24 protein-coding genes and 1 other annotated feature are annotated in these 25787 nt (G+C 46.0%); of the genes, 15 read left to right on the forward strand and 9 right to left on the reverse strand.

The annotated features are described in order from the left end of the window. Window positions 1–92: 92 nt before the first annotated feature. The 7 genes from KSZ58_RS14835 to KSZ58_RS14865 form a co-directional block, all read right to left on the reverse strand. Window positions 93–278 (reverse strand): hypothetical protein, encoded by a 186-nt coding sequence (locus tag KSZ58_RS14835; protein ID WP_004614956.1) that lies wholly within the window; start codon window positions 276–278, stop codon window positions 93–95. A gap of 270 nt (window positions 279–548) precedes the next feature. Beyond that, a complete protein-coding gene (locus KSZ58_RS14840; protein ID WP_118655702.1) occupies window positions 549–1889 on the reverse strand; it encodes a virulence-associated E family protein in 1341 nt (446 codons plus the stop codon). After that, complete coding sequence (locus tag KSZ58_RS14845; RefSeq protein ID WP_118719094.1) at window positions 1774–2514, reverse strand: CHC2 zinc finger domain-containing protein; 741 nt, start codon at window positions 2512–2514, stop codon at window positions 1774–1776. The genes KSZ58_RS14840 and KSZ58_RS14845 overlap by 116 nt, the downstream gene beginning before the upstream one ends. 47 nt (window positions 2515–2561) lie before the next feature. Then, entirely contained in the window at window positions 2562–4034 is a 1473-nt protein-coding gene (gene mobQ, locus KSZ58_RS14850) for a MobQ family relaxase (RefSeq protein ID WP_217752795.1), read from the reverse strand. Window positions 4035–4036: 2 nt separating this feature from the next. Then, window positions 4037–4354, reverse strand: a complete 318-nt coding sequence (locus tag KSZ58_RS14855) for a DUF3847 domain-containing protein (protein ID WP_182436539.1) — start codon at window positions 4352–4354, stop codon at window positions 4037–4039. Between the two features lie 286 nt (window positions 4355–4640). Then, window positions 4641–4844: a hypothetical protein gene (locus tag KSZ58_RS14860; protein ID WP_004614949.1), complete on the reverse strand. Its 204-nt coding sequence runs from the start codon at window positions 4842–4844 to the stop codon at window positions 4641–4643. A gap of 146 nt (window positions 4845–4990) precedes the next feature. Further along, window positions 4991–5215 carry a helix-turn-helix domain-containing protein gene (locus KSZ58_RS14865; protein WP_005362423.1) on the reverse strand — a complete coding sequence of 75 codons (225 nt, stop codon included), beginning with the start codon at window positions 5213–5215 and terminating at the stop codon, window positions 4991–4993. Between the two features lie 302 nt (window positions 5216–5517). Between KSZ58_RS14865 and KSZ58_RS14870 the strand changes: the two genes are divergently transcribed. The 6 genes from KSZ58_RS14870 to KSZ58_RS23235 all read left to right on the forward strand — a co-directional run bounded on the left by KSZ58_RS14870 (window position 5518) and on the right by KSZ58_RS23235 (window position 10634). Further along, window positions 5518–6558: a DUF6076 domain-containing protein gene (locus KSZ58_RS14870; protein ID WP_217752792.1), complete on the forward strand. Its 1041-nt coding sequence runs from the start codon at window positions 5518–5520 to the stop codon at window positions 6556–6558. A gap of 121 nt (window positions 6559–6679) precedes the next feature. Beyond that, window positions 6680–7381, forward strand: a complete 702-nt coding sequence (locus tag KSZ58_RS14875) for an ABC transporter ATP-binding protein (protein WP_118316602.1) — start codon at window positions 6680–6682, stop codon at window positions 7379–7381. Continuing rightward, complete coding sequence (locus tag KSZ58_RS14880) at window positions 7374–8078, forward strand: hypothetical protein (protein WP_024726894.1); 705 nt, start codon at window positions 7374–7376, stop codon at window positions 8076–8078. The genes KSZ58_RS14875 and KSZ58_RS14880 overlap by 8 nt, the downstream gene beginning before the upstream one ends. Next, the gene (locus KSZ58_RS14885; RefSeq protein ID WP_021738928.1) at window positions 8069–8716 is read left to right on the forward strand and encodes a hypothetical protein; all 648 of its coding nucleotides are present in this window, start codon (window positions 8069–8071) and stop codon (window positions 8714–8716) included. Before KSZ58_RS14880 ends, KSZ58_RS14885 begins: the two co-directional genes overlap by 10 nt. Window positions 8717–8749: 33 nt before the next feature. Then, window positions 8750–10054 (forward strand): hypothetical protein, encoded by a 1305-nt coding sequence (locus tag KSZ58_RS14890; RefSeq protein ID WP_217752793.1) that lies wholly within the window; start codon window positions 8750–8752, stop codon window positions 10052–10054. Further along, complete coding sequence (locus KSZ58_RS23235) at window positions 10035–10634, forward strand: response regulator (RefSeq protein ID WP_009243057.1); 600 nt, start codon at window positions 10035–10037, stop codon at window positions 10632–10634. Before KSZ58_RS14890 ends, KSZ58_RS23235 begins: the two co-directional genes overlap by 20 nt. Window positions 10635–10859: 225 nt before the next feature. Here KSZ58_RS23235 and KSZ58_RS14900 read toward each other — a convergent pair whose 3' ends face one another. Beyond that, window positions 10860–10988 (reverse strand): helix-turn-helix domain-containing protein, encoded by a 129-nt coding sequence (locus KSZ58_RS14900; RefSeq protein ID WP_217752794.1) that lies wholly within the window; start codon window positions 10986–10988, stop codon window positions 10860–10862. Window positions 10989–11119: 131 nt separating this feature from the next. On the opposite strand from KSZ58_RS14900, the gene KSZ58_RS14905 reads away from it, so the two are divergent. Next, window positions 11120–11857, forward strand: coding sequence for a metallophosphoesterase (locus tag KSZ58_RS14905; protein ID WP_233104473.1), 738 nt, complete (start codon window positions 11120–11122; stop codon window positions 11855–11857). Window positions 11858–11926: 69 nt separating this feature from the next. Next, window positions 11927–12748 (forward strand): MerR family transcriptional regulator, encoded by an 822-nt coding sequence (locus tag KSZ58_RS14910; protein ID WP_008818578.1) that lies wholly within the window; start codon window positions 11927–11929, stop codon window positions 12746–12748. 95 nt (window positions 12749–12843) lie between these two features. Here KSZ58_RS14910 and KSZ58_RS14915 read toward each other — a convergent pair whose 3' ends face one another. After that, window positions 12844–13812 carry an alpha/beta hydrolase gene (locus KSZ58_RS14915; RefSeq protein WP_008818579.1) on the reverse strand — a complete coding sequence of 323 codons (969 nt, stop codon included), beginning with the start codon at window positions 13810–13812 and terminating at the stop codon, window positions 12844–12846. An 801-nt stretch (window positions 13813–14613) separates the two neighbouring features. Here KSZ58_RS14915 and rplK point away from each other — a divergent pair. From rplK to rpoC, 7 genes are all read left to right on the forward strand, one after another. Further along, on the forward strand, window positions 14614–15030 hold the full coding sequence (gene rplK, locus KSZ58_RS14920; protein ID WP_002607384.1) for a 50S ribosomal protein L11: 417 nt from the start codon (window positions 14614–14616) through the stop codon (window positions 15028–15030). Between the two features lie 17 nt (window positions 15031–15047). Next, window positions 15048–15734 (forward strand): 50S ribosomal protein L1, encoded by a 687-nt coding sequence (gene rplA, locus KSZ58_RS14925; protein WP_002607385.1) that lies wholly within the window; start codon window positions 15048–15050, stop codon window positions 15732–15734. Between the two features lie 33 nt (window positions 15735–15767). Beyond that, window positions 15768–15894, forward strand: a sequence feature (ribosomal protein L10 leader region). Window positions 15895–15937: 43 nt separating this feature from the next. Further along, a complete protein-coding gene (gene rplJ, locus KSZ58_RS14930; protein ID WP_002607386.1) occupies window positions 15938–16459 on the forward strand; it encodes a 50S ribosomal protein L10 in 522 nt (173 codons plus the stop codon). A 21-nt stretch (window positions 16460–16480) separates the two neighbouring features. Further along, a complete protein-coding gene (gene rplL / locus KSZ58_RS14935) occupies window positions 16481–16852 on the forward strand; it encodes a 50S ribosomal protein L7/L12 (RefSeq protein WP_002607387.1) in 372 nt (123 codons plus the stop codon). A 71-nt stretch (window positions 16853–16923) separates the two neighbouring features. Continuing rightward, on the forward strand, window positions 16924–17535 hold the full coding sequence (locus KSZ58_RS14940; protein ID WP_009269769.1) for a class I SAM-dependent methyltransferase: 612 nt from the start codon (window positions 16924–16926) through the stop codon (window positions 17533–17535). A gap of 100 nt (window positions 17536–17635) precedes the next feature. Beyond that, on the forward strand, window positions 17636–21847 hold the full coding sequence (locus tag KSZ58_RS14945; protein WP_009269768.1) for a DNA-directed RNA polymerase subunit beta: 4212 nt from the start codon (window positions 17636–17638) through the stop codon (window positions 21845–21847). A 4-nt stretch (window positions 21848–21851) separates the two neighbouring features. After that, window positions 21852–25712: a DNA-directed RNA polymerase subunit beta' gene (gene rpoC, locus KSZ58_RS14950; RefSeq protein ID WP_008728941.1), complete on the forward strand. Its 3861-nt coding sequence runs from the start codon at window positions 21852–21854 to the stop codon at window positions 25710–25712. The last annotated feature ends 75 nt before the right edge of the window (window positions 25713–25787 follow it).

A 25787-nucleotide genomic window follows, 5' to 3' on the forward strand; every position in this document is an offset into this window, starting at 1 on the left:
TTCTAAAAGAAACAACCCACGCTTATACAATACTCGCTGGTACAAGTATATCATAAGCGTGGGCTGATTGACAGTCGTTATTCCGTATTTTTTCAGGAAGCGGCGGCAGCGTGCTGGATCACATCTTCCAGTAGGCTGTCAAGCGGCTTCCCATCCTGTGCGAAATGCTCCGATACCTTGATACGGACTTTCCCCATGACAAAATACTGGGTGCCGTCTTTTTCGGTAAGCAGGGTGCCGCTGTTTTTGTTATTGCTCTCGTTTTTGTTTTTTGCCATAGGCAGTTACCTCCATAAATGAAATATGCCCGACAAGGGAATGTCAGGCAGGTGTACAGCCGCAGACTGTCTCCATGTCAACCGAACCGTGTCAACCGGCAGAAAAGACTTTGAAAACAATCCATAGGCGCTCTATGATTACTTTTTACTTTTTCTTTAATTTCTTGGTTGACATGGTTGACAAAGGGGAGAAATGCCCCAAATATCAGGCTTTTCCCCGTCAACCGGCTGTCAACCGAAGCGTCAACCAAACTGTCAACCGGTGGCTTTTCAGAATGGCAGTTCCATTTGCCGGGCTTCTTCTTCCGTGATTTCCTGAAAACCGTCCCCCTCCGGCGGGGCTTGGTTGACACGCTCCCACCCTTTTTGAGAACCGTATTTCTTATACCGCTTTGGGCTTTTGTAGGCTGCCCAGCCCTGTATGATGCCGCCCGCAATGCCGGTATTCATAATCTCGCAGATTGCCCGTGTCTCCCAGTCTGCCGGGGAATTTAAGTTCCCCAATGCTTCCTCATAAAGCTGCTTGGAGCATACCCTGTCGCCGGTGTAGTCCTCCAAATAGGCGTAGATCATGCCAGCCTGTGTGTCCTCCTGCATGAAGTCCTGCTGATGGGCGTTCAGGTATCGGTTCATTTCCATGCTGAATGACAGCTTATACTTCCCACTGCGGTAAACCGTCATGGCTTCCGCCCACATCTGTTCGATATACGCCCTCGCCGCCGCTTCATCGTCCAGTATGTGAACCTCCGCCCGTTCCGGGTACACCGTCACGGGGAGAAAGCGCCGGTTGCCGGTGCGGTCACGGGGTAAAAAGTCCTGCCGGTTGGTCGTCCCTCCAAATACACATTGCCGCAGCCGGTCTGCCGGATGTGTCTCATACGGCACTTTGTAGGTTTCTTTCTGGCGGCTTAAGAATGACTTGATTTCCTCAATACTCTTGGCGTTGGCTGTGGCGATCATCTCCGACATCTCGATAATCCAATGCCCTTGCAGCTTGCGGTACACATTTTCATCGTCCAGCTTCTTCAAATCGTCTGAAAACCATTCGTCCCTGCCTGCCAGCAGCCGGAAAAAGGTAGATTTCCCGGCTCCCTGACCACCAACCAGACAGAGCATGACCTCAAACTTGCTCCCCGGTCTGAATACCCGCCGGATGGCTCCCATCAGGAACAGTTTCAAGGCTTCATAAGTGTATTCGTCCGTATCGGCTCCCAGAAAGTGATGCAGGGCGTAACGGATGCGCTCTGTGCCGTCCCATTGCAGGTTGTTCAGGTAATCCCTGACCGGATGGTAGCGGTTTTCATTGGCAACAATCTTGATGGCGCTCTGCACCTTTTTCTCGCTGGTAAGCCCGTAATTTTCTTCCAGATACAAAAGCAGGTAGTTCATGTCCATGTCGGTCAGCGTGGTACTGGTGCGCTCCCAGCCCAGCGGCTTCACAATGTCAATCTGCTCCGTCAAAAGGTTCAGACGCAGTGCCCCACGAAACAGCGGGTCACGCTGGAACACCGTCAGGCAGTTTCGGATGCTGTTCTTCACGCCGCCTTTCTGCGTCCCCTCTAACGTCTCCCGGATTTCTTCCGGTGTCTGCGCCGGTTCCATTGTGTCCATCGTCCTTTTGACCGCTTCCTGCGTTTCCGGCGGCAAGCTCTGAAATTCGCTGTTCAAGCCGCAACACCTCCTTTCCCTGTGCGGCGATCAATGTCGCTTTTTCTTCTATTTCTCCGTATAACAAAATATCCAAAAGGTATTCTGTGTAGCTTATCCTCTGCAACGCTTCCACAAAAAGAGGATGCCAGATGGCATCCTGCGGCTGTGGGGCGTGTGCTGTTTTCCAATGCTCCAGCAGGCGCAGATAATCGCATAGCACCCGGAAACAATACCGTTCCGTTTCCTGAAATCTCTGCTCCGCTGATTTTTGTCGGGGCTGTGACCTGTTGTGACGCTTCCTATCTGGCGGCGCATTGCCGGATTTCTCATAGGAAACGCCGAAGTCCTCCGCAAGCCTGACCGCAGCTTCCCGTTTCCCCAATCCATGCAGCAAAGCGGCAAAGTCGATCACATCCCCGGAAGCCCCGCAGCCGAAGCAGTAAAAGCGGCTGTCCACTTTCATGCTGGGCGTGCGGTCATTGTGGAATGGACAGCAGACCATGCCGTTTCTCCCCACCCGGATTCCATAGAATGAAGCAGCCTGCCGGGTGGTAACAGACTGTTTCACCGCTTCAAATACATTCAAATGCTCCCTCCATAAAAATACTGGTAGCGGTAAAGCTGCCGGTTATATCATAGCTCCATCTCATGTTTCTTTCTCTGTACTGCCTGTGGCTGCTCCCTCCGGCGCAGTGCGGTATCTACGGCGTTCTGCACCTGCCGTAGCCGTATGACTTCCTCCCGGAGTGGCTTGTGCTGCGGAGACAGTTCGGCATACTCTGTTTTTAACTGTGCGTATTCCTGTTTCCATGCTTTCAGGGCAATGGGTTTTCCGCCCAGTTTTTCTTTCAAAATACGGCGGGCGGCATAAAACAGCCGTAACTCCGCATCGTGGGATGTTTCAAATTTCTCCCTCTGTTTCTTAAACTTGATATTGTTCAATTCCGTATGAACAGGTTTTAGCCGCTGGTAATTCTCGCCCTCCCGTATCAATTCCTGCAATTCCTTTATCCGGGCAGATTTCTTTTTCATGGAGTCGCTTAACGCTTCAAATTCTTCGTTGACAGAGGAAAGACGCTCCTGCAAATCCTCTAATGTGAGCAGCTTGTTTTCCGTCAGATAATTGACGGCTTCGGCAAACTGCTTTAAGTTTCCGGTTCTGGCTTTATTGCTCCATGCCCCTGCGTTGCGCTGGTTGTAATAAGCGATCAGCAGGTCGGCAAGGCTCGGTGTCTGCGGTTTGGAAAGTTCTTCTTTTACCTCTGCCATCCAGACAAACAGGGCTTTGATCTTCTTCCTCACATCCTGCATGAGCCGGTTGGTGGCTTTAATCCAGCGGTTCAGTTCCCCTTTCTCGGTGCGGATGCCCTTTGCTTCCATCTGCCGGACATTAGCTCCCTCGTGGACAGTAGGTATCAGGTCAAGCCCCTGCCGCACATAGGAACGGTGGTCGATACGCACATCCAGCCCTTTTTCCTCAAATTTTGTATTAACGGCAGCCGCCCACTGCTCCCGCCAGTGTTCCAGCGTTTCCGGCTCATGCCAGTCTGTTGTATGGACAGCGTTAAACATATAATCGCCGTTTTTATCCCGGATTCGGTTTCCATCTTCATCAAGAAGATATTCCCGACGCTGTTTTTGTCCCCATGTGCCATCCGGGTTCAAAGGGCGCATGGTTGTCATCACATGAAAATGCGGGTTAGGGATGCCGCCGTCCTCTTTCTCCGGGCTGTGAAAAGCAAGGTCGGCAATCATGCCTTTTGTCACAAACTGCTCCTGTACGAACTTCCTCGCCAGCTCCATGTTTTCTTCCAGCGTCAATTCATTCTGCATGGCAATATCAAAGGAATAGGCAAGCTGTGCTTTTGGATGTTTCTCGCAGTTCTCCACAGCATTCCAGAGGGTCGCCCGGTCAAGATATATTTCCGGCGCATGGGGCGGCAGCATGATTTCCGAAGCGATCACGCCGCCCTTTTTGGTGTAGTCGCTGACTTCTCCATAGTAGCTGCTGTAAAGACGCTCCCCGGCTCGGTAGGCTGCGCTGGCAATGGCGCTCTGACCGGCGCTGCGCTTGATCTGTGCGATTGAAAAATGATAAAGTGCTATCCTTAGTCACCGCCTTTCTCCTGCCCGGAAATACGGGCGTGGTTCTCTGCGGCAGACCGGATGAAATGCTCCGCCTGCGGCAGATTCAAAATGCTTTCCATGAGGGAATAAAATTCCGCTTCGGATAGCTCCTTTGTCTGTGGTGCAATGCTCTCAATAGCTGCCCCACGGGTAATCAGCCGGTGCGTCCTCTGTTTCCGGGAACCGCTTTCCAGATACGCCTGCCGGTTTTTCAAACGCTGCATTTTCCGTTTTTCCTGTTCCAGCAGGACAGTGGTTTTTTCATATTCCTGCTTCAACTGTTCCAAAGATTTTTCCATGTTCTCACATCCTTTGCTGATAAGATAAAGAAAGACCATCCGCAGACAGTCCGTGTGTCAGTGCTTCTATAAAACCCGATGAAAAGGGAAAACCGCAGAGCGGATTTCTCTTTGCGGCGGGTACACAGGGGATAGCCGCTTTAGCGGCGCAAGGGGGTGCAGCCGCCTTGTCGGAGCGAAGCGAACGCAGACCTCGGATTGCTGATTTTATCAGCGGCAGAGGTAAGCTCCGCAGGACGCACGATACATGGTCTTTAGACTATGTATAGAAGTGCGCCCTTAGTTCCTAAGGGATTTTTCCGTTTCCGGCAGTCTTGTCCTTTTTCTTGGAACGCTTGGAAAGATACTTCGGGCAGTCAACCACAACCGCCCGGAAGCTCTGTTTACATTCGTGCTGGCATTTCCGGCACAGTTCGTTGTAAGTGATACGGCTGCGGTCATTTAAGAAGAAAGACCATTCCAGCCGCCGCTTGTTGCTCATTCTTGCCATAACCGGCTCCTTTCTCCGTTTCTATCTGATGTACGCAGATAGGCTGTTTTGGTGTAGCGTCTCGGTATCATTTTTAAGGTTTTTTCTCTCTGTATGCCCCTTTGGAAAGTGCGGCAGTATTGCAGTCAGGGAATGATACCTCACGCTTATTTGTCGCTTCCCGGTACGGTTTCGGAGCCTTTTGCCATCCATTCAAAGAAAGCAATTTTGCTGACCTTGATAAGCCTCCCCCTGCGGAACGCCGGAAAGCCGGGGGTGTGTACCAGCTCATAGGCGCTCGCTCTTGAAATTCCCATAATCCGCTGAATGTCCGCCACATCCAGAACCAGCGGTAAATCCTCGTAGCTGTTCAATCTCTTTTTATCGTTCATTCTGTTCCTCCCATAAATCAAATAGGTTAAAATGCTTCCTGCTGCCGCTCTCCCCAAAAGCCGTTTTCCTGCCCCATTCCTGCGGTGTTTCCCTGCATTGGTGCGCCGGATGCGTCACTTCTCCTGCCGGTCATATCCTTTTTGGACGGTCATTCACTTGTCAAGGTACTGTGCGGTACGAAATTACCAACCGCAATCATCATAGCGTACTATCCTTGACAAAACAATGATTATGCGATACCATGAGTGTAACTGATATAACTGAATTATATAATTACCATAAACAAAGGCAGGGGATAGGGATGGAGAATCAGTTTATACGGCATGAGCCATGTTTTGAGAGGATTTTGTTTGTCCTGACGCTGGACAGGAAGAAAATGAAAGAGCGGATTTTGATTGGGGAAGAACAGCAGATCCGCTTCCGGCTGAACGGGAGCCAAAACGCAGAGGTGCTTTGTGATATGACACGCCCGCTGGGAACTTTTTTGATAAACTTTGAGCGTGACACGGACAGAGATTGGAACTTATACGGGCTTTCTCCGCTGCGGCAAGCCCTCCACTCCAACCGACGGAAACAGCCGGAGCTGGAGCAGACGGCAAGCGAATTTCTCTGGGGAAAATATCTTAGCAATGACCCTCTGAAAATGTATGTGGCGTTCCGTATCTGGAACAGCTATCTGCTTGCCAGAGAACCCCGTGACCGTAACGCTGCCTGTGACCGCTTCATGGATAAAATGAGCAGCCTGACCGGGGTATTCCATAACGAAGCCATGAGCTTTGACAGGGAGACAGGAAAACCGAAACATTTTCAAGCTGGCAGCCTTTATTTCAAAGGCGCACCGTCAGAAGATACCCGGCTTGACCTCTGGTTACCGGACAACCGGCGCACAGAAGAATGTGTGTCTGCCTATGCGTCCCTCTACCCGTTGATTACCTATTATCTGAACAGGCTGAATGACTGGGGGCTTTGCTTCCGGCGGTGCAAGGTCTGCGGGAAATATTTTCTGGCAAAGAGCCAGCGGTATGAGCTGTGCAGCGACAAGTGCCGAAAAGCACAGGCACTTCAAAACAAGCGGGAATTTGACGAGAGGGCAAGAGAAAATAACTATGACCTGCTTTATAAAAATGAATGCCAGAACTGGCGCAACAAAATAAACCGGGTAAAAAATACCGCAGGCTTTCCGGCTGACCGTCTGGAAAAAATACAGGCTGCCTTTTCCGACTTTAAGAAAGAAGCCTTACAGAGAAAAAAGGCTGTAAAAACAGGAACAGCCAGCCCGAAAGAATTTACGGACTGGCTGTATCTGCAAAGTAATGTAATTGTGAGGCTGACTGAATACTAAATTTTTTTCTCGTTGTGAGGTTTCTGTGACATTTGCCTGATGGCAGTATCGAAATTGCAGTAATTACTCATGCAAAATGCTTCTTCGTTTTATACACTATACCTATATGGTGGAGCACCAAATGAAAGGAGCAAAAAATATGTCTGAGATTCAAAATGCGATTGAAGTAAAGAACTTAAAAAAAGGTTTTGGTGGCAGAGTTTTGTTTGAGAATTTTAGCCTGAATGTAAAAGCAAATACAATCCATGCGATTATTGGCCCGAACGGTTCTGGAAAGACAACACTGCTACGCTTGATTACAGGGGTATACCAGCCAAATGCAGGGACAATCAACATTGCAGGGAAATATGCAATGCAGCTTGAAAATGACTATCTGTATGAAGAACAGACTGGTCTTGAAAATTTGAAAATTTTTGGGAAATACTTTGGATTTGAAATAAATGATCGTTCAGACGGCTATTGTACGCAATTAGGATTGACCGAGCATTTAGGAAAGCGTGTTAGCACTTATTCTAAAGGAATGAAAAGAAAACTGTCCCTTTTGATTGTGATTATGATGGGACGGGATATTCTGCTCATGGATGAACCAACATCGGGTGTAGACCCCATATCCAGAGTAGAAATCCGTAGTTTGATAGAGGCTCTAAAAGCTGACGGAAAAACGGTTATTATCACTTCACATGACCTTAGCGAGATTGAAAAGTGCGCTGATGATGTATCTATGATTAAAAATGGCAGATTGCTGTTTGATAAGGGTATTCAAGAAATGCAAGGACAATCATTGGAAGAAATCTTTATTAAGGAGGGCAATCGGCATGAGTAACATGGGAAAAGGCGCAGGCTACTATCTTACCAGAAGTAAAAGCCTCCTAATTGATACTGCGATTGTTGCCATTCTGGCGATTTTTATGAGCTTTGCAATGCAGATGGACGCCTTGCAGTCTAAGGGAGAAGATTATTTAGTCCTAATGCTCTATGCGGTTATTTTTGGTCTTACCTCCCTGCAATCCGGTGCTATGATTGTAGATTTGACAGCAAAGGATAAGTTAAGCCGGAGAGTTGAATTTTTTGCAGCTTCTGGAATTGCGGTAAAAGAGATTATAAAACAGTATTCGATACAGATTTTCCGATTTTCTGGTATTATCCCGTTCTTTGTTTTTATGAGTTGCTATTACTTTACCGACTGGACAATGAGCTTTGGGCGGATCGTATGCGTTTATCTTAGTATTCTTGTACTTAGTTTTTGTGAGATTGTCGCTTTGAATATCATTGTACTGGATGTAAAACGAGTAAAACTGTTCAAAAATGTTCTGTTCTTTGGTAATTTTGCACTGGTTTATTTGATTGCGATGTCGGCAGAACGAATTACAGAGTTTGTGAATCAACATCATATAGGAATTGACTATTTGATTATTGTGGTTGATGTTGCACTTTGCATGATGTTTGCACTATTAAGTTTCTTTAAGGCTCGGCACATGAGCAACGAAACAGTCATCAGGAGGGATGGCGAATGGGTTTGATAACATTAAACCTTAAAAGGGTATTGAACTGGAATTTTATATTTATGAGTGCGGTAGCAGCTATCTTCGGCATGATCTCTCTGATGAACTTTGGGGATATTTCAGAAAACATTGTATTTGGCGTTGATATAAAGTATTTTATGCTTGATGGATACCTGTGCTTATTTATCTTTTTTGCCGGAGAAATAAGCAAGGATATGTTGCAGCAAGAAAAAATCACAAAGAGAATAGAATGGAAACTTGCTAATGGTATTAAAATTTCAAGTATTGTTAAGGAGAATCTGCTATCACTATGGATTGGAACGCTGATCCTTTTGTTTCCTCTACTTTTGATAATTTCCATTCGCCTGCCAAACCTTATCTTGTTATTAGGCACCTATTTTCTGATCCTTAGCATATTGTATTCGGCATTTATAAATGTTTTGATTCTCTGGATTAGAAATATGAACTGGTTTAAGAGTATTCCTATCTTTGCAACACTGCTTCATATTTTGCTGGTTGTCTTAAAATGTGGGATATTTATGAAAACGAATAATGTGTGGGTGTTGCTACTATTTTCTCCAGTGAGTATAATAGTTTTGACTGCGTGTGGTTTATGTCTGATGACTAAAGAACGGATCGTATCATCATATTACTAACATAATGAATTTTAGCTGAAAGGAGGGGGGTCTATGCAGGATAAACGCTTCTATCCGTATCTGTTTCTTCATGCGGGTATTGTGACTTTATGGGTTATATTGGATAGAACACATAAAGGAATTGCGAATGACGGAGCCATCAACTTATTGTCGATTGCCGTCTTGCTTTGTTATTTCAATCTGCTCTATCTACATGTAATGACATCACGGCGAAAGGCAACAATATCTGAATGTGGCTGGAACCTGCTTTCTGTTTCCTTTATTGCGGCGCTGATGTATGATGGATTTTCCACCTTATACACGGGTGCATTTCTGGTTTTTGCATTGATTATCGGAATAATGCTGGTAAGAACTGACGCAAGCCGGGGAAAAATGGTTCGCTTGCTGTTTGGAATTGCGTCTATCATACTGTCGTTTTTCAATTTCCGAATTCTACCTGCGGTAACTATGTTAATTGGAATGTTCGTGGGAATTTTCCTTGATTATAAATATATAAATTTGAAACAGGTTAATATTCTTCCGATTGCCCAGAGGAAAGCAAGATATGTCCTTGTTTTCATGATTCCTTTGCTTACAATCGTACTTTATTGCTTTGATTTGTCCACCCTGCAAGTCAATGTATTTTTTCAGCTTATAATGCTTTTATTTGAGGCTTTTGCTGTCATTCATCTTGGCGACATGGAAGCTCGTTACAACGAGCTGACAAAGTATTATGAATTAACGAACTATATTGCAAGTGAGAGGGAAGATTTTTCAATGCTACTTCACAACGATGTGCTTCAAGATATTGGAGGTGCCAAAAATCTTCTGTCGCTTCGCTCACCAGCTATTGATGAAACAAAAAGGATATTGTCTGATTTGGAATTGCGGGTAAGAAATATGATGAATTTCTATTCCTCTAATATCTTTTCGGGGTATGCTTCATGGGAACATATCGGATATATGCTTGACGCGATTAAGAAGCTGTACCCAAAGAAGAATATACTTGTAGATTTCACGATTGACAGCGAAGCAAGGATTGCTTTGAAAAAAGATAACAGTTTGGAACAGACTATGCAGATAATCAAAGAACTTGTCAACAATGTTTATAAACACGCTGCCGCTACTTTTATTCATTTGGAAATCGCGCTAAATGAAGAAAGTAGACTCGTAATTACCTGTCAAAATGATGGAGCGAAACCAAATGACATTGAAAATATTCTTTCTTCCAAAGGTGGTATGCTGTTCTTGACGGTGTTGATAAATGGGAATGGTGGTAACATTCAGTATTTAGAGAAAGATGGTATTTTAACTGCAACGGCAGTTTTGGGGAGAAAAAATGAAGATATTACTATTTGATGATCACAGGATATTTGGAGAGAGTTTAAGCAAACTTCTGGAAGATTGGGATGAAATCTCTATCTGTCGCTATGTAAGTAATGAAACAGAGTTTTGGAATATTCTTTCCGTAGACGAATGGGACATTGTATTACTTGATGTCAACCTAAGAGAGCAGTCAAAAAGTTCTGGCATTGATCTGATAGAAACGATATATAGTAAAAAGCCAAAAATAAAGGTGGTTATGCTATCCTCTTATGATATGCCAGTTTATAGACAGGAGGCACTTAAAAAAGGCGCCGTAAGTTATATTGATAAGTCTGCTTCTGCTGACGAGTTGGTAAAAAAACTCACAGCTATTAGTAAAGGTCACAAGTCCACTACGCCCCCTTTATTAGATCCCCTGACAGATCGTGAAGCGGAAATTATTAAGGCGATTGGAACAGGGAAAACAAAGCATGAAATAGCGCAAGAACTGTATATCAGTGAACGGACACTTTACAACCATATCCAAAGCATCTATGATAAGCTGGGGGCTAAAAATGCTATCGAAGCCTATAACAAGGCTATTGCACTTGGATATATCACACCCTTAATATGAGTTTAGGCAATAAGAGGGACAGATATATCAGAACACAAGTGACAAGTATGCACATTATGTAAGCAGATAGCAAAAACAAGTATCATTGAACGACTTCATCAAAACAATAAAGAAAAGCTGGGAGCAAAATTAAGTCTGCTTCCAGCTTTTTTGTATTTGTTATTGTATGTGGTTGACTAAGGAATATTGTTTAAGCGTGAGTTTGTGATATTGGGTGTGGTATCTTTAACTATGGGAAACTCCGTGCTCCCATTTACTCACTGCCGCAGAGCTGACATGAAGAAGTGATGCCAGCATTTCCTGTGTATAACCCTTTTCATTGCGCAGACGAACGATGTTTTTACCTATATCCATATATATGCATACCCCTTACTTTCTACAGGTACCTGTAACTATAGTATAAAGCAGGACAGGGCTTCCTGCAATGGAAGAAGAGTTAACATACTGTGGTATAAATCAACTGCTGGTTAAGGCATAAAGGAGGGATGTTTTTGAGTACCTATGTGATGAGTGATGTCCATGGCCTTAAGGACCGCTACGATGCCATGCTGGAGGCACTTGCGTTACAGAATGAGGATACGCTGTTTGTACTGGGGGATGTGATTGACCGCGGAAGGGATGGAATTGCCATCCTTCTAGATATTATGAATAGAGATAATGTATATATGCTGCTGAGAAATCATGAATATATGATGAAGCAGTATTATGAGGCGGTGCACCATGTGATAACCGATATGCAGGAGGCATGGGTGGTAACCGATCGCTGGCAACGCAATCACTGCAGCCCGACGATCGATGCCTTTGAACGTCTGAATGAAAGGAAGCAGCGTGAGCTTCTGGATTATCTGGATGAACTGCCGATTGCAATCTGTGACCTTAAAGTGCATGAGGAACTGTTTTACTTAACACATGGCAGTGCGCAGCCACAGTTTACGCATGGTATCGTAACACAGCAGGATGTGAAAGACAGTGATGTTACAATGGAACGCTTTGTATGGGACCGTATGGATGTACATGAGCGTCTGTTTGATGACCGCAGTGTGATTGTCGGTCATACACCTACCCTGTTTTTTCAGGAGGCACATCCTTATGCTATTTGGACAGATACCGGTGATGTAAAGACTGCACGTATTATGGATATCGACTGCGGGTGTGCGGCAAATGATATTCACAGCAGACTGGGGGTTGTCTGTCTGGATACAAGAACCGTACAGTATTTCTAACAGCGGGTTGACTCTGACATTGTGTCATGGCGTATACTTCCTGTGAGCTCAGAAAGCGAGGTGCCTTGCATGTTAAGGATTGGTGATTTTTCGAAGCTGTCCAGGATCAGTATCCGGATGCTGCGGTATTATGAAAAGCATAATCTGTTGAAGCCCCGTTATGTGGATGAGGAAAGCGGATATCGCTTTTATGCACATGAACAGATTTTCGAGGCTGCCAAAATACGGTTTCTAAGAGAAGCCGGCTTCAGTGTCGCCATGATGGAGGAAATCATGGCGCAGTATGACAGTCCGCAGGAGATTCAGCGGTATTTTCAGATACGCATGAAGGAGCTGGAAGAGGAACGGCAAAGGATTTCGAATACATTGATCCGACTGGAACGGGCGCAGAAGCTGCTCGATACGGAGGATACGTTTATGAAGTATACGGTAGAAGTAAAACAAATCAAGGGAATGTATGCCGCAACCCTGCGCAGCATGATTCCCACATATGAGCGTGAGGATCTGGTATGGAAGAGGATGTACAGCATCCTTGCGGAAAAGCATCTGGATATCACCTTTGCACAACCGCAAAATGCACGGGCATATTTCTTTGATGAGGGATTTGCAGAAAAGAATGTGGATATAGAAATCGCCACGGAGGTAGTCGGCAGCTATGAGGATGTTGAGGATATCTGCTTTCGTCAGCTGAAGGATGAAATGGTTGCCAGTGTTACTTTTACCGGTGATTACAGCCAGATTACGGAGGTCTGCATGGCGATTACGATGTGGATCAAGGAAAACGGCTATGAGCTGGATGGAGCGAATTTCTGCATTTATCACAAGGGCTGGGGGCAGTGTGACAATCCAAAGGAATTTGTGACAGAAATCTGTTTTCCAATTCGTAAATAAGAAAAGAAGGTAGAAGAAAACAATCCTGTTTAAGGAGTACGCAGGATTGTTTTTTGTTGTTTCTGAAGGTATCTTAAGGATACCTTCCATATGCATTATTTCATATGCTCATCGAGGAAGTGGAAAATCTTCTGATAATACGCCTTTGGCTGTTCATACATATTGGCTCTGTGTCCGCTGTTTTCCACAATGTAGAGATCCTTCGCGGACTGACAGGCATCATATAGGCGAAATGCCATATCACAGGGCACATGCACATCCTTTTCACCATGGAGAAACAGAGTTGGAAGAACCGCCTTTTCCATCTTCGGCAATGCGCTTGCCTTGCGGATGCCGAAGTTCATTTTCTGTTTTACAAGGACACCCATGGAATCCAGAATCGGGAATGGAGGCATTTTATAATAGTGCGTCATCTGCCATGATAATATATCATACACCGAGGTGTATCCGCCGTCTTCAATGATACAGCGTACTGCGGCAGGCAGTTTTTCCTGCGGACAGAACAGAATTGTGTCCGCTCCCATGGAAATACCGTACAATACGATTTCCGCCTGAGAATCCATTTCCAGAACCGCATCGATCCAGCGAAGTAAATCCTTACGCTCATTCCAGCCAAGTGATATCAAAGAGCCTTCGCTCTCTCCGTGTGCGCGTGCATCCGGGGTAAGCACATGATAGCCCTGTTCATGAAAGGCTCTTGCGACTGTCCGCATATCCTCCTTGGTGCAGGCGTAGTCATGCAAAACGAATGCCCAGCGGTGTGATGTATGGTCATGGGAAGGATAAATCATACCAACCAGCTGCAGACCGTCTTCACTTTCTACAGATACCTTGTCAACTGCAACATTCTGTATCCATTTCTTACAGAGCAGCAGCTCCTTGTGGCGCCGTGTTTTTTGTTCATCATTCAGATCCGCGTCTGCCAGACTCAGCTGCTTCCCCTTTTTCAGTTTTTTCCGGTTTAGCGTCTGGTCAAACAGTGTCCGGCACAGAAAGAAATCGGTTGCGGCCGCAAGTGTGGACGCTGCCCCCAGCCCGGTAATGATTTTTGATTTTTTGCTCATGTTGTCAGCTCCCATCTAATTTGTTTCATTATCTATATTATTATATAATGAAATCTGTGAAATTACGAGCGGAAACGTTTACATATCGTATGAAAGGTACAAAAAAGTTGTTTTTAGCACGTTGCAGGCTGAGCATTCTGCAAGGGGATGTTTTAAGATGGAAAGCCAGGGCGGTATCTGTCATAAAAGGCAGGTCTGTAAGGTAGAAGGGGATGAGGTACACCATGGTTGTCTAATGGTAAGAATGTCTTTTTATTGTGATAAGGGAAATTAAGACTGTTAATCTATCGTGCTAAAAAACAAATAGTAGTAAACATCAGGGATATTCATAATAAACGTAAGCAAGGCAGTGATATTGCAGAAATAATGATATGGATATGCAGGAGAATCTGCTGTATTCTGTATGGGATATACATAGATTCAATGCAATGAATCTATGCATTTGCAGAAACCTTATGCTTTGCTGTATGCCGTAACCTGCTGTAAGGGCTTTGTAGTTAGCGTTATTCTGCTGTCGTGGATGCTATTGATATAGAAAGCCGCCTGTGGATAATCTTTGATTCCTTCAGCTGTAGCAGGTATGGATGACTGAAAAAATCTCTTTTTCTGAATACAAAAGAAGCGATAAAAGAGAAAGGGATATTACTTGCGTAATTTATGAAAAAAACAGTTGCAATTCCAATAGAATCATATTACAATACTAAGTACCGCGGTTTCGTGGTATTTTCATGCGTGGGAGAAGGAGGCAACCCTTCATTCTGACCACTGCATAAGACTTTTTAAATATAGGAGGAATGTCTTGTGAGTAAGAAAGTTGCAAAAGTTTGTAAACTTCAGTTCCCTGCAGGGGGAGCTAGACCGGGACCTGCACTGGCTTCTGCCGGTATCAACATGCCGCAGTTCTGTACAGCATTCAATGATGCTACAAAAGAGCGTGCCGGTGATGTCGTTCCAGTTATCATTACTGCATACGAAGACAAGAGCTTTGACTTCGTAATCAAAACAACTCCGGCTGCTATGATGATCAAAAAAGCTGCTGGAATCAAAAAAGCTTCAGGAAACCAGAAAGAGATCTCTGGAAAAATCACAGTAGATCAGCTGCGTGAAATCGCAGAATACAAAATGCCAGACTTGAATGCCAATGATGTGGAAGCTGCTATGCGTATTGTCGCAGGAACTGCTAAAAACATGGGTGTTGAAGTTGAAGGTTTTGAATAAGAAAGGCGGAAAACAAAATGGCAAAATTCGGTAAAAAATATGTAGAAGCTGCTAAAAAAGTTGATCGCACAAAAACTTATTCAGTAGCCGAGGCAGTAAAATTAGCAAAAGAAACAAACATCGCTAAATTCGACGCATCTGTTGAAGTTAGCTTCAAATTAAATGTGGATCCTCGTCACGCTGATCAGCAGATCCGTGGTGCGATGGTGCTTCCACACGGAACCGGTAAAACACAGAAGGTCTGTGTTATTACACAGGGACCGAAAGAGCAGGAAGCGAAAGATGCCGGTGCAGATTTCGTCGGTGGAAAAGAACTGCTGGAAGACATCCAGAAGGGATGGTTCGACTTCGATGTTATCGTTGCGACTCCGAACATGATGGGTGAGCTTGGTAAGCTGGGACGTCTGTTGGGACCAAAGGGCTTAATGCCAAATCCTAAGACTGGTACAGTTACCATGGATGTAGCAAAAGCTGTTGAAGATATCAAAAAGGGTAAGGTTGAATACCGTGTTGACAAAGAAGGAAATATCAACCTGATGATCGGAAAAGTAAGCTTTGACGATGAGAAGCTGGTTGACAACTTCAATGCACTGCTGAAGGTAATCTCAAAAGCACGTCCTGCGGCTGTAAAGGGTACTTACATCAAAAACCTGGTGATTTCCACTACCATGGGACCTGGTGTCAAAGTAACTGTTGAAAAATAACGATTGACAAAATCTCGTTAGCAGGTTAGAATATCAGATGTTATCAATATACCATAGACAGTAACGGCCCTACGGCTTAATCATGTTACCGAGGTAAAAGTTGGATACTAAACTTTCACCCGTAGTCTGTCTATGCCTGCGGGTGTTTTTATATCACTCTTAAAGGGTATATTGTTACATATAAATTTAGGAGGTGTGAAGTTATGAACCAGGCGATTATCGATAGCAAGAAAGCGGTCGTTTCTGAAATTGCTCAGAAAATGAAAGAATCTCAGTCAACTGTTGTTGTTGAGTACCGTGGACTTAGCGTTGCCGAAGTAACCGAGTTACGTAGAAATCTGCGCGAAGAAGGTGTTGAGTTCAAGGTTTACAAAAACTCACTGGCTCAGCGTGCTGCTGTTGAAGCAGGTGCGGATGATCTTACAAAGGATCTGATCGGACCAAACGCCATCGCATTCGGTGGTGACGCAGTTGCTCCTGCGCGTGTTCTGGCAAAATTCGCTAAGAAACATGAACACTTGGTATTGAAAAGCGGAATCGTAGAAGGAAAAGTTGTTGGTGTAGATACCATTAAGGAACTGTCCAGTCTGCCGAACCGTGAAGGTATGTTATCAATGCTGTTAAGCTGTCTGCAGTCTCCAGTACGTGGATTTGCATGTGCTGTTAAGGCAGTGGCTGACGCAAAAGACGGAGGTTCTGCTGAAGAAGCAGCTCCACAGGAATAAACTTACAGGAGGAAAATGAAAATGGCAAAATTAGCACAGGAAGATATCTTAGCTTACTTAGAAGAAGCTACCATCTTAGAACTTAACGAATTAGTAAAAGCAATCGAAGAAAAATTCGGTGTAACAGCTGCTGCACCAGTTGCTGTAGCTGCTGTAGCAGACGACGCTGCTGCTGCAGGACCTAGCGAAGTAACAGTAACTCTGACTGACATCGGTGGAACAAAGGTTGCTGTCATCAAGGCAGTACGTGAAATCACTGGTTTAGGTCTGGTTGACGCTAAGGGTCTGGTTGACAAGGCACCAAGTGTAATCAAGGAAAACATCAAACCAGAAGAAGCAGAAGAAATCAAGAAGAAACTGATGGACGCTGGTGCTTCTGTAGAAATCAAGTAATTCATACTTACACATTTTACAAACAACAAAAAGCCGAGAGGCTTTTTGTCACCTAAAAAGGCGGGATAACGATGGATCATTACTTTACAGATAATCGTCATTTAGCAGAAAACCGGAAGGAAATATCTTTCCGGTTTTGGTGTTTTAACGTTTCTTTTATTACTGATAACGGTGTGTTCTCCAAAGACAGTGTCGATTTTGGTACACGGGTACTGCTCAACACGCTGCATGAGCATGAGGAAGAGCTGGGAAATCAACTTCTGGACATGGGCTGCGGCTATGGTGTTGTGGGAATCGTTGCCAAAAAGGCATGGCCGGATAAACAGGTTGAAATGGTGGATGTCAATCCCAGGGCGGTGGAGCTTGCCAGGGATAATGCTGAAAAAAATAATATCGAGGCAAACATTCATGTATCCGATGTATATGAGCAGGTAAGTGGGAATACTTTTACTGATATCATAACAAATCCTCCGATTCGTGCCGGTAAAAACGTCATCTATAACATCTTTGAGGAGGCATGGAATCACCTTGCGGACCAGGGAACACTTTGGGTTGTGATTCGCAAACAGCAGGGAGCACGCAGCGCCGTGACGAAAATAAAAGAAGTGTTTGGAAATTGCGATATCATTCACAAGGAAAAAGGATATTTCATACTAAAAGCAAAAAAAGCATTGACAATTTGACAAACAGTTGATATTATAATAAATTGCATAATACTAAAATATTAAAATGGGTTTTTATGCCTTATTTTGATAGGTGAAACTTGTAGAAAGGATGGCGTACATGGACAAAAAACAGCCTTATCGTATTGTCGCTTCCGGTAAAAAGGCAGAGCGTCGAGACTACTCAAAAGTAAGCGGGCATCTGGAACTGCCAAATCTGGTAGAAATCCAGACAGACTCCTTCGAGTGGTTCAAGAACGAAGGAATTGGGGAAGTTTTCAATGAGATTTACCCGATTCAAAACTATGGAGGAAATATCAAGCTGAAATTCGCCGGCTATGAATTCGGAGAGCCGAAATTCAATGCGGAGGAATCAATGTATCGCGAATGTAATTTCGCGGCACCTTTGAAAGCCCGTATGGAGCTTGAAATTACAGATAACACAACTGGTGAGGTTATCAACAAGTGGGAGGATGTCTTCCTTGGGGACTTCCCGCTGATGACGGAAACCGGTACCTTTATTATCAATGGAGCGGAGCGTGTCATCGTTTCGCAGATTGTGCGTTCCCCGGGTGCGTACTTTTCCACTGGTTATGAGGAAAAAACAGGGAAGGAATCCTTTGCCTGCGAATTGATTCCAAGCCGTGGAACCTGGCTGGAGTTTCTGACAGAAGTGAAAAAGGCGTCTACAGGACGTGTTTTAAACATGAGCATTGACCGGAAACGTAAAATGCTGTCTTCTATTCTGTTCAAAGCAATCGGTATGTCTGTGGATCTGGACAGAAGTGAGGATGCACATGACACGATGCAGATCAAAACCTTCCTGAAGGCTATGGGAAGAGATATCGTGGAAAATGTAGCGATTGATGATGAAGATCGCGAGTTCATGAATCTGTACCTTACATTATATGCATCCTTCTTCGGCAAATACGAGGAAATTGAAAACACGCTGATGGCAGATAAGGTCAAGACAACACAGGAGGCGTTGCTGTCCATTTACGAAAACCAGCGTTCTGATGAAATCCCTACACTGGATGGTTCCATTACGTTAATGAATGCGAAATTCTTCGATCCGCGCCGTTACGATCTGACAAAGGCCGGACGTTATAAGCTGCGTAAAAAGCTAAACGCGATCAACCGTGTTGATAAGCACCACCTTGCGCAGGATATTCTGGATGCGGATGGATCTGTATTCATGCCAAGTGGTACGATGGTCAACCGCGATGAGCGAAATGCACTTCGCAAAGAGCTGGAAAAAGGTATGCATGTCAATGCATTCCCGTTCAATCCACTGTTCAATCATCCGGATAAGGTATCTGTACCAAGCAGCAATCACCTTGGTCTTGTCGGACGTGTTCTGGCGGGCGATGTGGAGCTGGAAGACGGTACGCTGTATGAAGGAAGCATTCTGAGTGAGCAGGATGTGGAAGCAATCGTCAAGGGTGTGGAAAAGGTAGCTGTACATGGCGGTATCATCGCCAAGAAGGTTGCTTTAACAAGCGCTAACGTGAATGCCGTATTGAACTACGGACAGAGAATGTACGCGTTTGCCCGTTTGACGGACGCAAATGGAGAAGATGTAGTCAACGAGGAAGGCGATTTCTTCGTGGATGGCTATACTCCTCGCCACAAGCCGGAAGCACTCAGTGTGACTGCCGTAGATGAAATCAAAGCAAAAGTTAACAACGGTGCTGTATTATATGCATGGCTGGTCGGAGCTGCGATTCAGGAAATCCTGATCCGTGACCACGACGGTGCAGTTGTGAAGGTTATGGGAAATGACCCGTATGCTGACAAGCACACCATTACTATTTCCGATATGTATGCATTCTATGCCTACAATCTGAACAATATGGAAGGTGTTGGAGATACCGATGATATCGATATGCTGGGTAACCGTCGTATCCGTTCCGTCGGAGAGCTGATTCAGAATCAGTTCCGTATCGGTTTAAGCCGTATGGAGCGTGTGGTTAAGGAACGTATGTCCATTGCGGATATCGCGACCCTGACGCCGAAGAAGCTGACCAATATCCGTCCGCTGACAGCGGCAATCAAGGAGTTCTTCTCTTCTTCTCAGCTGTCTCAGTTCATGGATCAGCAGAATCCGCTTGCTGAGCTGACAAACAAGCGTCGTATTTCCGCATTGGGTCCTGGTGGTATCACCCGTGACCGTGCGAGCTACGAGGTTCGTGACGTTCACAGCTCTCACTATGGGCGTATCTGTCCGATCGAGACACCGGAAGGTCCAAACATCGGTCTGATTTCCAATCTGACAACGTATGGAAAAATCAATGAATACGGCTTCATTCAGACTCCGTACCGTATCGTAAATGCGGATGGAACTGTACAGGAAGAGGCACTTTACCTGTCTGCGGATGAAGAAGCTGATTATGTAATCGCACAGGCCAACGAGGTTGTGGAAGGCCGTCTGATCAACGAGCATGTCGTAGCACGTAAAGCCGGAGATACCATCATCGCAAGACGTGAAGAGGTAGAGCTGACCGACGTTTCTCCGAAACAGATCGTATCCGTTGCGACTGCCTGTGTACCGTTCCTGGAAAACGATGATGCTTCCCGTGCCCTCATGGGTGCGAACATGCAGCGTCAGGCCGTCCCTCTGCTGCAGCCGCATTCCCCGTATGTCGGGACCGGTGTAGAGTTCAAAATTGCAAAGGACTCCGGTGTCGGTATCGTCGCAAGAGAAAACGGTGTCGTGGAGTATGTTGACTCCCAGAGAATCATCGTCAGCGAAAACGATGGAAACCGCAGAGAATACCGTCTGCGTAAATTCCAGCGTTCCAACAACGGAACCAACATCAACCAGAGCCCGATCATTTCCAAGGGAGAACGTATCGAGAAGGGTGATATCCTTGCCGATGGTCCATCCATGGAACGCGGCGAGCTGGCACTTGGACAAAACGTAACCATCGCCTATATGACATGGTACGGATATAACTACGAGGATGCCATCATCATGAGTGAACGTCTGGTTCGCGATGATGTGTATACCTCCATTCATATTGAAGAATACGACATTGACTGCCGTGAAACAAAGCTGGGGCCTGAAGAAATCACCCGCGATATTCCTAACGTGAGTGAAAACGCATGCCGTAATCTGGACAGCCGTGGTATCATCATGGTCGGTGCAGAGGTTATGGAAGGCGATATTCTGGTCGGTAAGGTAACGCCGAAGGGGCAGAGCGAAATCTCTCCTGAGGAAAAACTGCTGCTGGCGATATTCGGTGAGAAATCACGTGAGGTACGTGACAACTCTTTGAAGGTACCGCATGGTGGTGCCGGAATCGTTCACTCCATCCGCGTCTTCAAAAGAAGCGAAGGACACGATCTGCCGCCTGGAGTCAATGAAACAGTAAAAGTATACATCGTTCAGAAACGTAAGATTTCTGAGGGTGACAAAATGGCCGGACGTCACGGTAACAAGGGTGTCATCTCCAAGATTCTTCCTGTAGAGGATATGCCTTACATGCCGGATGGAACACCGATTGATATCATGCTGAACCCGTTTGGTGTGCCTTCCCGTATGAACATCGGTCAGGTACTGGAAATCCATCTGGGATATGCTGCCAAGAAGCTGGGAGTGAAATTCTCCACACCGGTATTCGATGGTATCAACAACACCGAGCTGAGCGATATCATGAAGGAAGCGGAAATGACCGTGGATGGTAAACAGGTACTGTATGACGGCCGTACCGGGGAACCGTTTGATGAACGTATTTCCGTCGGCGTCATGTACATGATCAAGCTGGCCCACATGGTTGACGATAAGCTGCATGCCCGTGCAACCGGACCATACTCTCTGGTAACTCAGCAGCCGTTGGGTGGTAAGGCACAAAACGGTGGTCAGAGATTCGGTGAGATGGAGGTCTGGGCACTGGAGGCTTATGGTGCCGCTCATACACTGCAGGAAATCCTGACAGTGAAATCCGATGATATCGTTGGTCGTACAAAGACCTATGAAGCAATCATCAAGGGAAAAGATATTCCGGAACCGGGTATCCCGGAATCCTTCCGCGTATTGAAGCACGAGCTGCAGGCTCTTGCCATTGACGTGAAGATGCTGGATGAAGACGGTAACGAAGTAGATATCAGCAAGGAGGATAACAGCGAAGCAGCTGCAACTCTGCCTCCGATTCCTGCCGCTGAGCCTGTCGGTGAGGAAGACATCAATGATCTGGAAGTAGAAGAGGAAGATGCTGTCGCAGATGACGAATCCGAAGATGAAATTCTTCTGGATGACGATGCAGAGGCTGATGACTTCATAGAAGATGAAGACATTGAGCTGAGCGATGATGAAAACGAAGAGGAGGCGTAAGTAAATGAGTGTTAATAATTTTGCCTCAATTCAGGTAAGCCTGGCTTCACCTGATAGAATCCACGAATGGAGTCATGGTGAAGTAAAGAAACCAGAGACGATCAACTACCGTTCTCAGAAGCCTGAAAGAGATGGATTGTTCTGTGAAAGAATTTTCGGACCGAGCAAGGACTGGGAATGTTACTGTGGAAAATATAAGAAGGTACGCTACAAGGGGGTTGTCTGTGACCGCTGTGGTGTAGAAATTACAAAATCCAGCGTTCGTCGTGAACGTATGGGACACATTGAGCTTGCGGCTCCGGTTGCGCACATCTGGTATCTGCGCGGTATACCAAGCCGTATGGCACTGCTGCTGGATGTAACACCGAAGCAGCTGGAAGAGGTTGTGTACTTCGTGTCCTGGATTGTAACAGATCCTAAGGATACAAAGCTGGAATACAAGCAGGTGCTCTCTGAACGTGAGTACCGCGAAAATATGGCAATTTACGGTCCGGGCAGCTTTACTGCCCAGACTGGTGCCGAGGCTGCGCTGACGCTGCTGACAGAGGTTGACCTGGAGGCTGAATTCAAGCATATTCAGGATGCACTGGAGTCTGCACAGGGTGAAAAGCGTAAAAAGCTGATCAAGCGTCTGGATACCGTAGAAGCCTTCCGTAACTCCGACAATAAGCCGGAATGGATGGTAATGACGGTAATTCCGGTAATCCCGCCTGATCTGCGTCCGATGCTGCAGCTGGACGGCGGACGTTTTGCGACAAGTGATCTGAATGATCTGTATCGCCGTGTCATCACACGTAACAACCGTCTGAAAAAGCTGCTGGAGCTGGGAACCCCGGCTATCATCGTACAGAATGAGAAGCGAATGCTGCAGGAAGCGGTGGATGCGCTGATTGATAACGGACGTCGTTCCAAACCGATCACCGGAGCCGGTGGACGTGCATTAAAATCTCTGTCACATTCCTTAAAGGGAAAACAGGGACGTTTCCGTCAGAACCTGCTCGGTAAGCGTGTTGACTTCTCCGGTCGTTCTGTTATCGCGGTCGGACCGGATTTGAAAATGTATCAGTGCGGTCTGCCTCGTGAAATGGCAATTCAGCTGTTCAAGCCGTTTGTCATCAATGAAATCGTAAATAAAGAAATCGCAAGCAATCCAAAAACTGCGGAGAAGCTGATCGATCGTCAGGATCCACGTATCTGGGATATTGTGGAAAGTGTCATTGACGGCTATCCGGTTCTGATGAACCGTGCGCCTACACTGCACCGTCTGGGTATCCAGGCCTTCAAACCGAAGCTGGTAGAAGGACGTGCCATGCGTCTGCATCCACTGGTATGTACTGCCTTCAACGCCGACTTTGACGGTGACCAGATGGCTGTTCACGTACCGTTGAGTGAAGAAGCAAGAGCCGAAGCACTTGTCATGATGCTTGGTAGCAACAACATCCTTGGTCCAAAGGATGGAAAGCCAATCGTTACACCTGGTCAGGACATGGTCATGGGGAACTTCTATCTGACGATGGAGGAAACCGCAGAGGAATTCTATCAGGAGGCTGATCGCTATAATGCGGTTGATTGCCCGAAATCCGCTGCGATCTGGACCCGCTATGGTGATAATGAGGGACATGTGTTTGGCAGCATCAATGAAATCCTGATGGCATATCAGACACAGCAGATTCATCTGCACTCCCGTATTGCGATTCCTGCACGTGCATTAAAGAAAGAAAGCTTTACAGAAGAACAAAATAAGAAATACCTGCTGACGACCGTTGGTAAGGTAATCTTCAACAATATGTTCCCAACCGACTTCCCGTTCCTGAACGAAGTCAGTGCGGAAAACTTTGTCGCAACACCGGAGCGTTTCTTCCTGGAGATGGGAAAAGACGTGAAGGAGGCAATCAAGTCCATGCCGGTAACCGCGGCTTTCAAAAAGAAGGACCTCGGTAAAATCATCGGTGAAATCTTTAAACGCTATTCCACAGAGAAAACAAGTGAGATCCTTGACCAGATCAAGGATATGGGATTCCAGTATTCCACCGTTGCCGGTGTTACCGTATCCCTGTCCGATATCGAGGTCGCACCTCACAAGGAAGAGCATGTGGAATATGGTAAACAGAAGGCCGAAGAGCTGAAAACACTGCGTAAAAAGGGTAAGCTTACCATGATGGAGTGGGAGCGTCACCTGAATAAGCTGTGGGCGGATGTCAAGGATGATATCGCCGAGGAGCTGCTGGGAAACCTTCCTCGTAAAAATCCAATCAGTATGATGGCGCGTTCCGGTGCCCGTGGTAATACCTCCAACTTTACACAGCTGGCTGGTATGCGTGGTCTGATGGCAAAGCCAAACCAGTCCAAATCTGCCAAGGGTGAATATGTGCCTACCATCATAGAGGTTCCGATCTACTCCTGTTTCCGTGAGGGTCTGAATGTGTCCGAATTCTTTATCTCCACACACGGTGTGCGTAAAGGTCTGACCGATACCGCCCTGAAAACAGCTGAGTCTGGATATCTGACACGTCGTCTGGTTGACGTAGCACAGGATGTTATCGTTAAGCAGGAGGACTGTGGAACGGATAAGGGCTACTGGGTGGAAGCAATCGTTGACCGTAAGACAAATACGATCATCGAGAGTCTGTTTGACCGTCTGGTAGGACGTTACAGCAAGCAGGAAATCACAGATCCGAAGACCGGAGAGGTCATTCTGGAAAGTGATGAATTTATTACCGATGCACTTGCACAGAAGGTTGTGGATGCCGGTGTTGAGGGAATGTATATCCGTAGTGCGTTTACTTGTAAATCCATCTATGGTGTATGTAAGAAATGTTACGGACGCAACATGGCGACCGGCAAGGATGTTGAAGTCGGAGAAGCTGTCGGAATCATGGCTGCCCAGTCTATCGGTGAGCCAGGTACGCAGCTGACCATGCGTACCTTCCATACCGGTGGTGTGGCAAGTGCCGACGGTGGAGATATCACACAGGGTCTTCCTCGTGTCGAGGAGCTGTTTGAGGCTCGTTGTCCGAAGGGTGTTGCCGTACTGGCACAGATCACAGGTGAAATCACCGATGTTCATCAGATTGATACAGGATATGAGGTTACCGTATCCAATGATAAAGAAAGCATTGTCCACAAGGTTACCCTGATCCAGGCAATTCGTCCTTGGATGAAGGTGGGAGCACATGTGGAAGCCGGTGACAAGATTACCGAGGGTCAGGTTGATCCGAAGGAGCTTTTAAAGGTTGCCGGTGTACGTCAGGTACAGAACTACATTCTGAAGGAAGTCAAGAAGGTTTATCAGAGTCAGGGTATTGAAATCAGTGACAAGCACGTTGAGGTTATGATTCGTCAGATGCTTCGCAAGGTTGTCGTACTGGAAGGTAACGATACACACCTGAACCCTGGTGTTCAGATTTCCCTGACGGAAATTACGAAGATCAACCGTAAGGCACTGCTGAGCGGTCAGGTGCCGGCTACCTTCAAACCGGTATTGCTGGGTATATCCAAGGCGTCTGTTGAAACTGATTCCTTCCTGTCTGCCGCATCCTTCCAGGAAACCACAAAGGTTCTGACCGATGCCGCAATCAAGGGTAAAAAGGATTACCTGATTGGTCTGAAGGAGAACGTTATCATCGGTAAGCTGATTCCTGCCGGAACCGGTGTAGGCGATGAGCGTCCAATGAATCTGATTATCGGAGAAAAGGCAAAAGAACTGAAGGAAATCCGTGAGGAGCGCAACCATAAGGAAGACGATGACAACTTTATGGCATACGTGCCTGCCGGTCCGGAACGTCTGACCACTGAGATGGTTCAGCAGATCATGGACGGTGAGGATACCACCCTGGAACAGCCTGCTGTAGAAGTACAGGAATAACATAAAAAACATGTAGTAGTGGTGCTATGCCATACTGCATGTTTTTTCTTATCATTTTAAAAAGAATATAGAATG

The sequence above is a fragment of the Erysipelatoclostridium sp. DFI.2.3 genome, from assembly GCF_019132535.1.
Classification (GTDB): Bacteria; Bacillota_I; Bacilli_A; order Erysipelotrichales; family Erysipelotrichaceae; genus Clostridium_AQ; species Clostridium_AQ innocuum.

Excerpts from the sequence above, each read along its gene's own strand:
- KSZ58_RS14940 (WP_009269769.1), top strand. The coding sequence starts at position 16,924 with ATGGATCATTACTTTACAGATAATCGTCATTTAGCAGAAAACCGGAAG.
- rplA (WP_002607385.1), top strand. The coding sequence starts at position 15,048 with ATGGCAAAATTCGGTAAAAAATATGTAGAAGCTGCTAAAAAAGTTGAT.
- KSZ58_RS14870 (WP_217752792.1), top strand. The coding sequence starts at position 5,518 with ATGGAGAATCAGTTTATACGGCATGAGCCATGTTTTGAGAGGATTTTG.
- KSZ58_RS14900 (WP_217752794.1), bottom strand. The coding sequence starts at position 10,988 with ATGGATATAGGTAAAAACATCGTTCGTCTGCGCAATGAAAAGGGTTAT.
- KSZ58_RS14910 (WP_008818578.1), top strand. The coding sequence starts at position 11,927 with ATGTTAAGGATTGGTGATTTTTCGAAGCTGTCCAGGATCAGTATCCGG.
- KSZ58_RS23235 (WP_009243057.1), top strand. The coding sequence starts at position 10,035 with ATGAAGATATTACTATTTGATGATCACAGGATATTTGGAGAGAGTTTA.
- KSZ58_RS14875 (WP_118316602.1), top strand. The coding sequence starts at position 6,680 with ATGAAAGGAGCAAAAAATATGTCTGAGATTCAAAATGCGATTGAAGTA.
- KSZ58_RS14890 (WP_217752793.1), top strand. The coding sequence starts at position 8,750 with ATGCAGGATAAACGCTTCTATCCGTATCTGTTTCTTCATGCGGGTATT.
- KSZ58_RS14905 (WP_233104473.1), top strand. The coding sequence starts at position 11,120 with ATGTTTTTGAGTACCTATGTGATGAGTGATGTCCATGGCCTTAAGGAC.
- KSZ58_RS14945 (WP_009269768.1), top strand. The coding sequence starts at position 17,636 with ATGGACAAAAAACAGCCTTATCGTATTGTCGCTTCCGGTAAAAAGGCA.
- KSZ58_RS14865 (WP_005362423.1), bottom strand. The coding sequence starts at position 5,215 with ATGAACGATAAAAAGAGATTGAACAGCTACGAGGATTTACCGCTGGTT.
- KSZ58_RS14860 (WP_004614949.1), bottom strand. The coding sequence starts at position 4,844 with ATGGCAAGAATGAGCAACAAGCGGCGGCTGGAATGGTCTTTCTTCTTA.
- KSZ58_RS14880 (WP_024726894.1), top strand. The coding sequence starts at position 7,374 with ATGAGTAACATGGGAAAAGGCGCAGGCTACTATCTTACCAGAAGTAAA.
- KSZ58_RS14840 (WP_118655702.1), bottom strand. The coding sequence starts at position 1,889 with ATGGACACAATGGAACCGGCGCAGACACCGGAAGAAATCCGGGAGACG.
- KSZ58_RS14855 (WP_182436539.1), bottom strand. The coding sequence starts at position 4,354 with ATGGAAAAATCTTTGGAACAGTTGAAGCAGGAATATGAAAAAACCACT.
- rpoC (WP_008728941.1), top strand. The coding sequence starts at position 21,852 with ATGAGTGTTAATAATTTTGCCTCAATTCAGGTAAGCCTGGCTTCACCT.
- KSZ58_RS14915 (WP_008818579.1), bottom strand. The coding sequence starts at position 13,812 with ATGAGCAAAAAATCAAAAATCATTACCGGGCTGGGGGCAGCGTCCACA.
- rplL (WP_002607387.1), top strand. The coding sequence starts at position 16,481 with ATGGCAAAATTAGCACAGGAAGATATCTTAGCTTACTTAGAAGAAGCT.
- KSZ58_RS14835 (WP_004614956.1), bottom strand. The coding sequence starts at position 278 with ATGGCAAAAAACAAAAACGAGAGCAATAACAAAAACAGCGGCACCCTG.
- KSZ58_RS14885 (WP_021738928.1), top strand. The coding sequence starts at position 8,069 with ATGGGTTTGATAACATTAAACCTTAAAAGGGTATTGAACTGGAATTTT.
- rplJ (WP_002607386.1), top strand. The coding sequence starts at position 15,938 with ATGAACCAGGCGATTATCGATAGCAAGAAAGCGGTCGTTTCTGAAATT.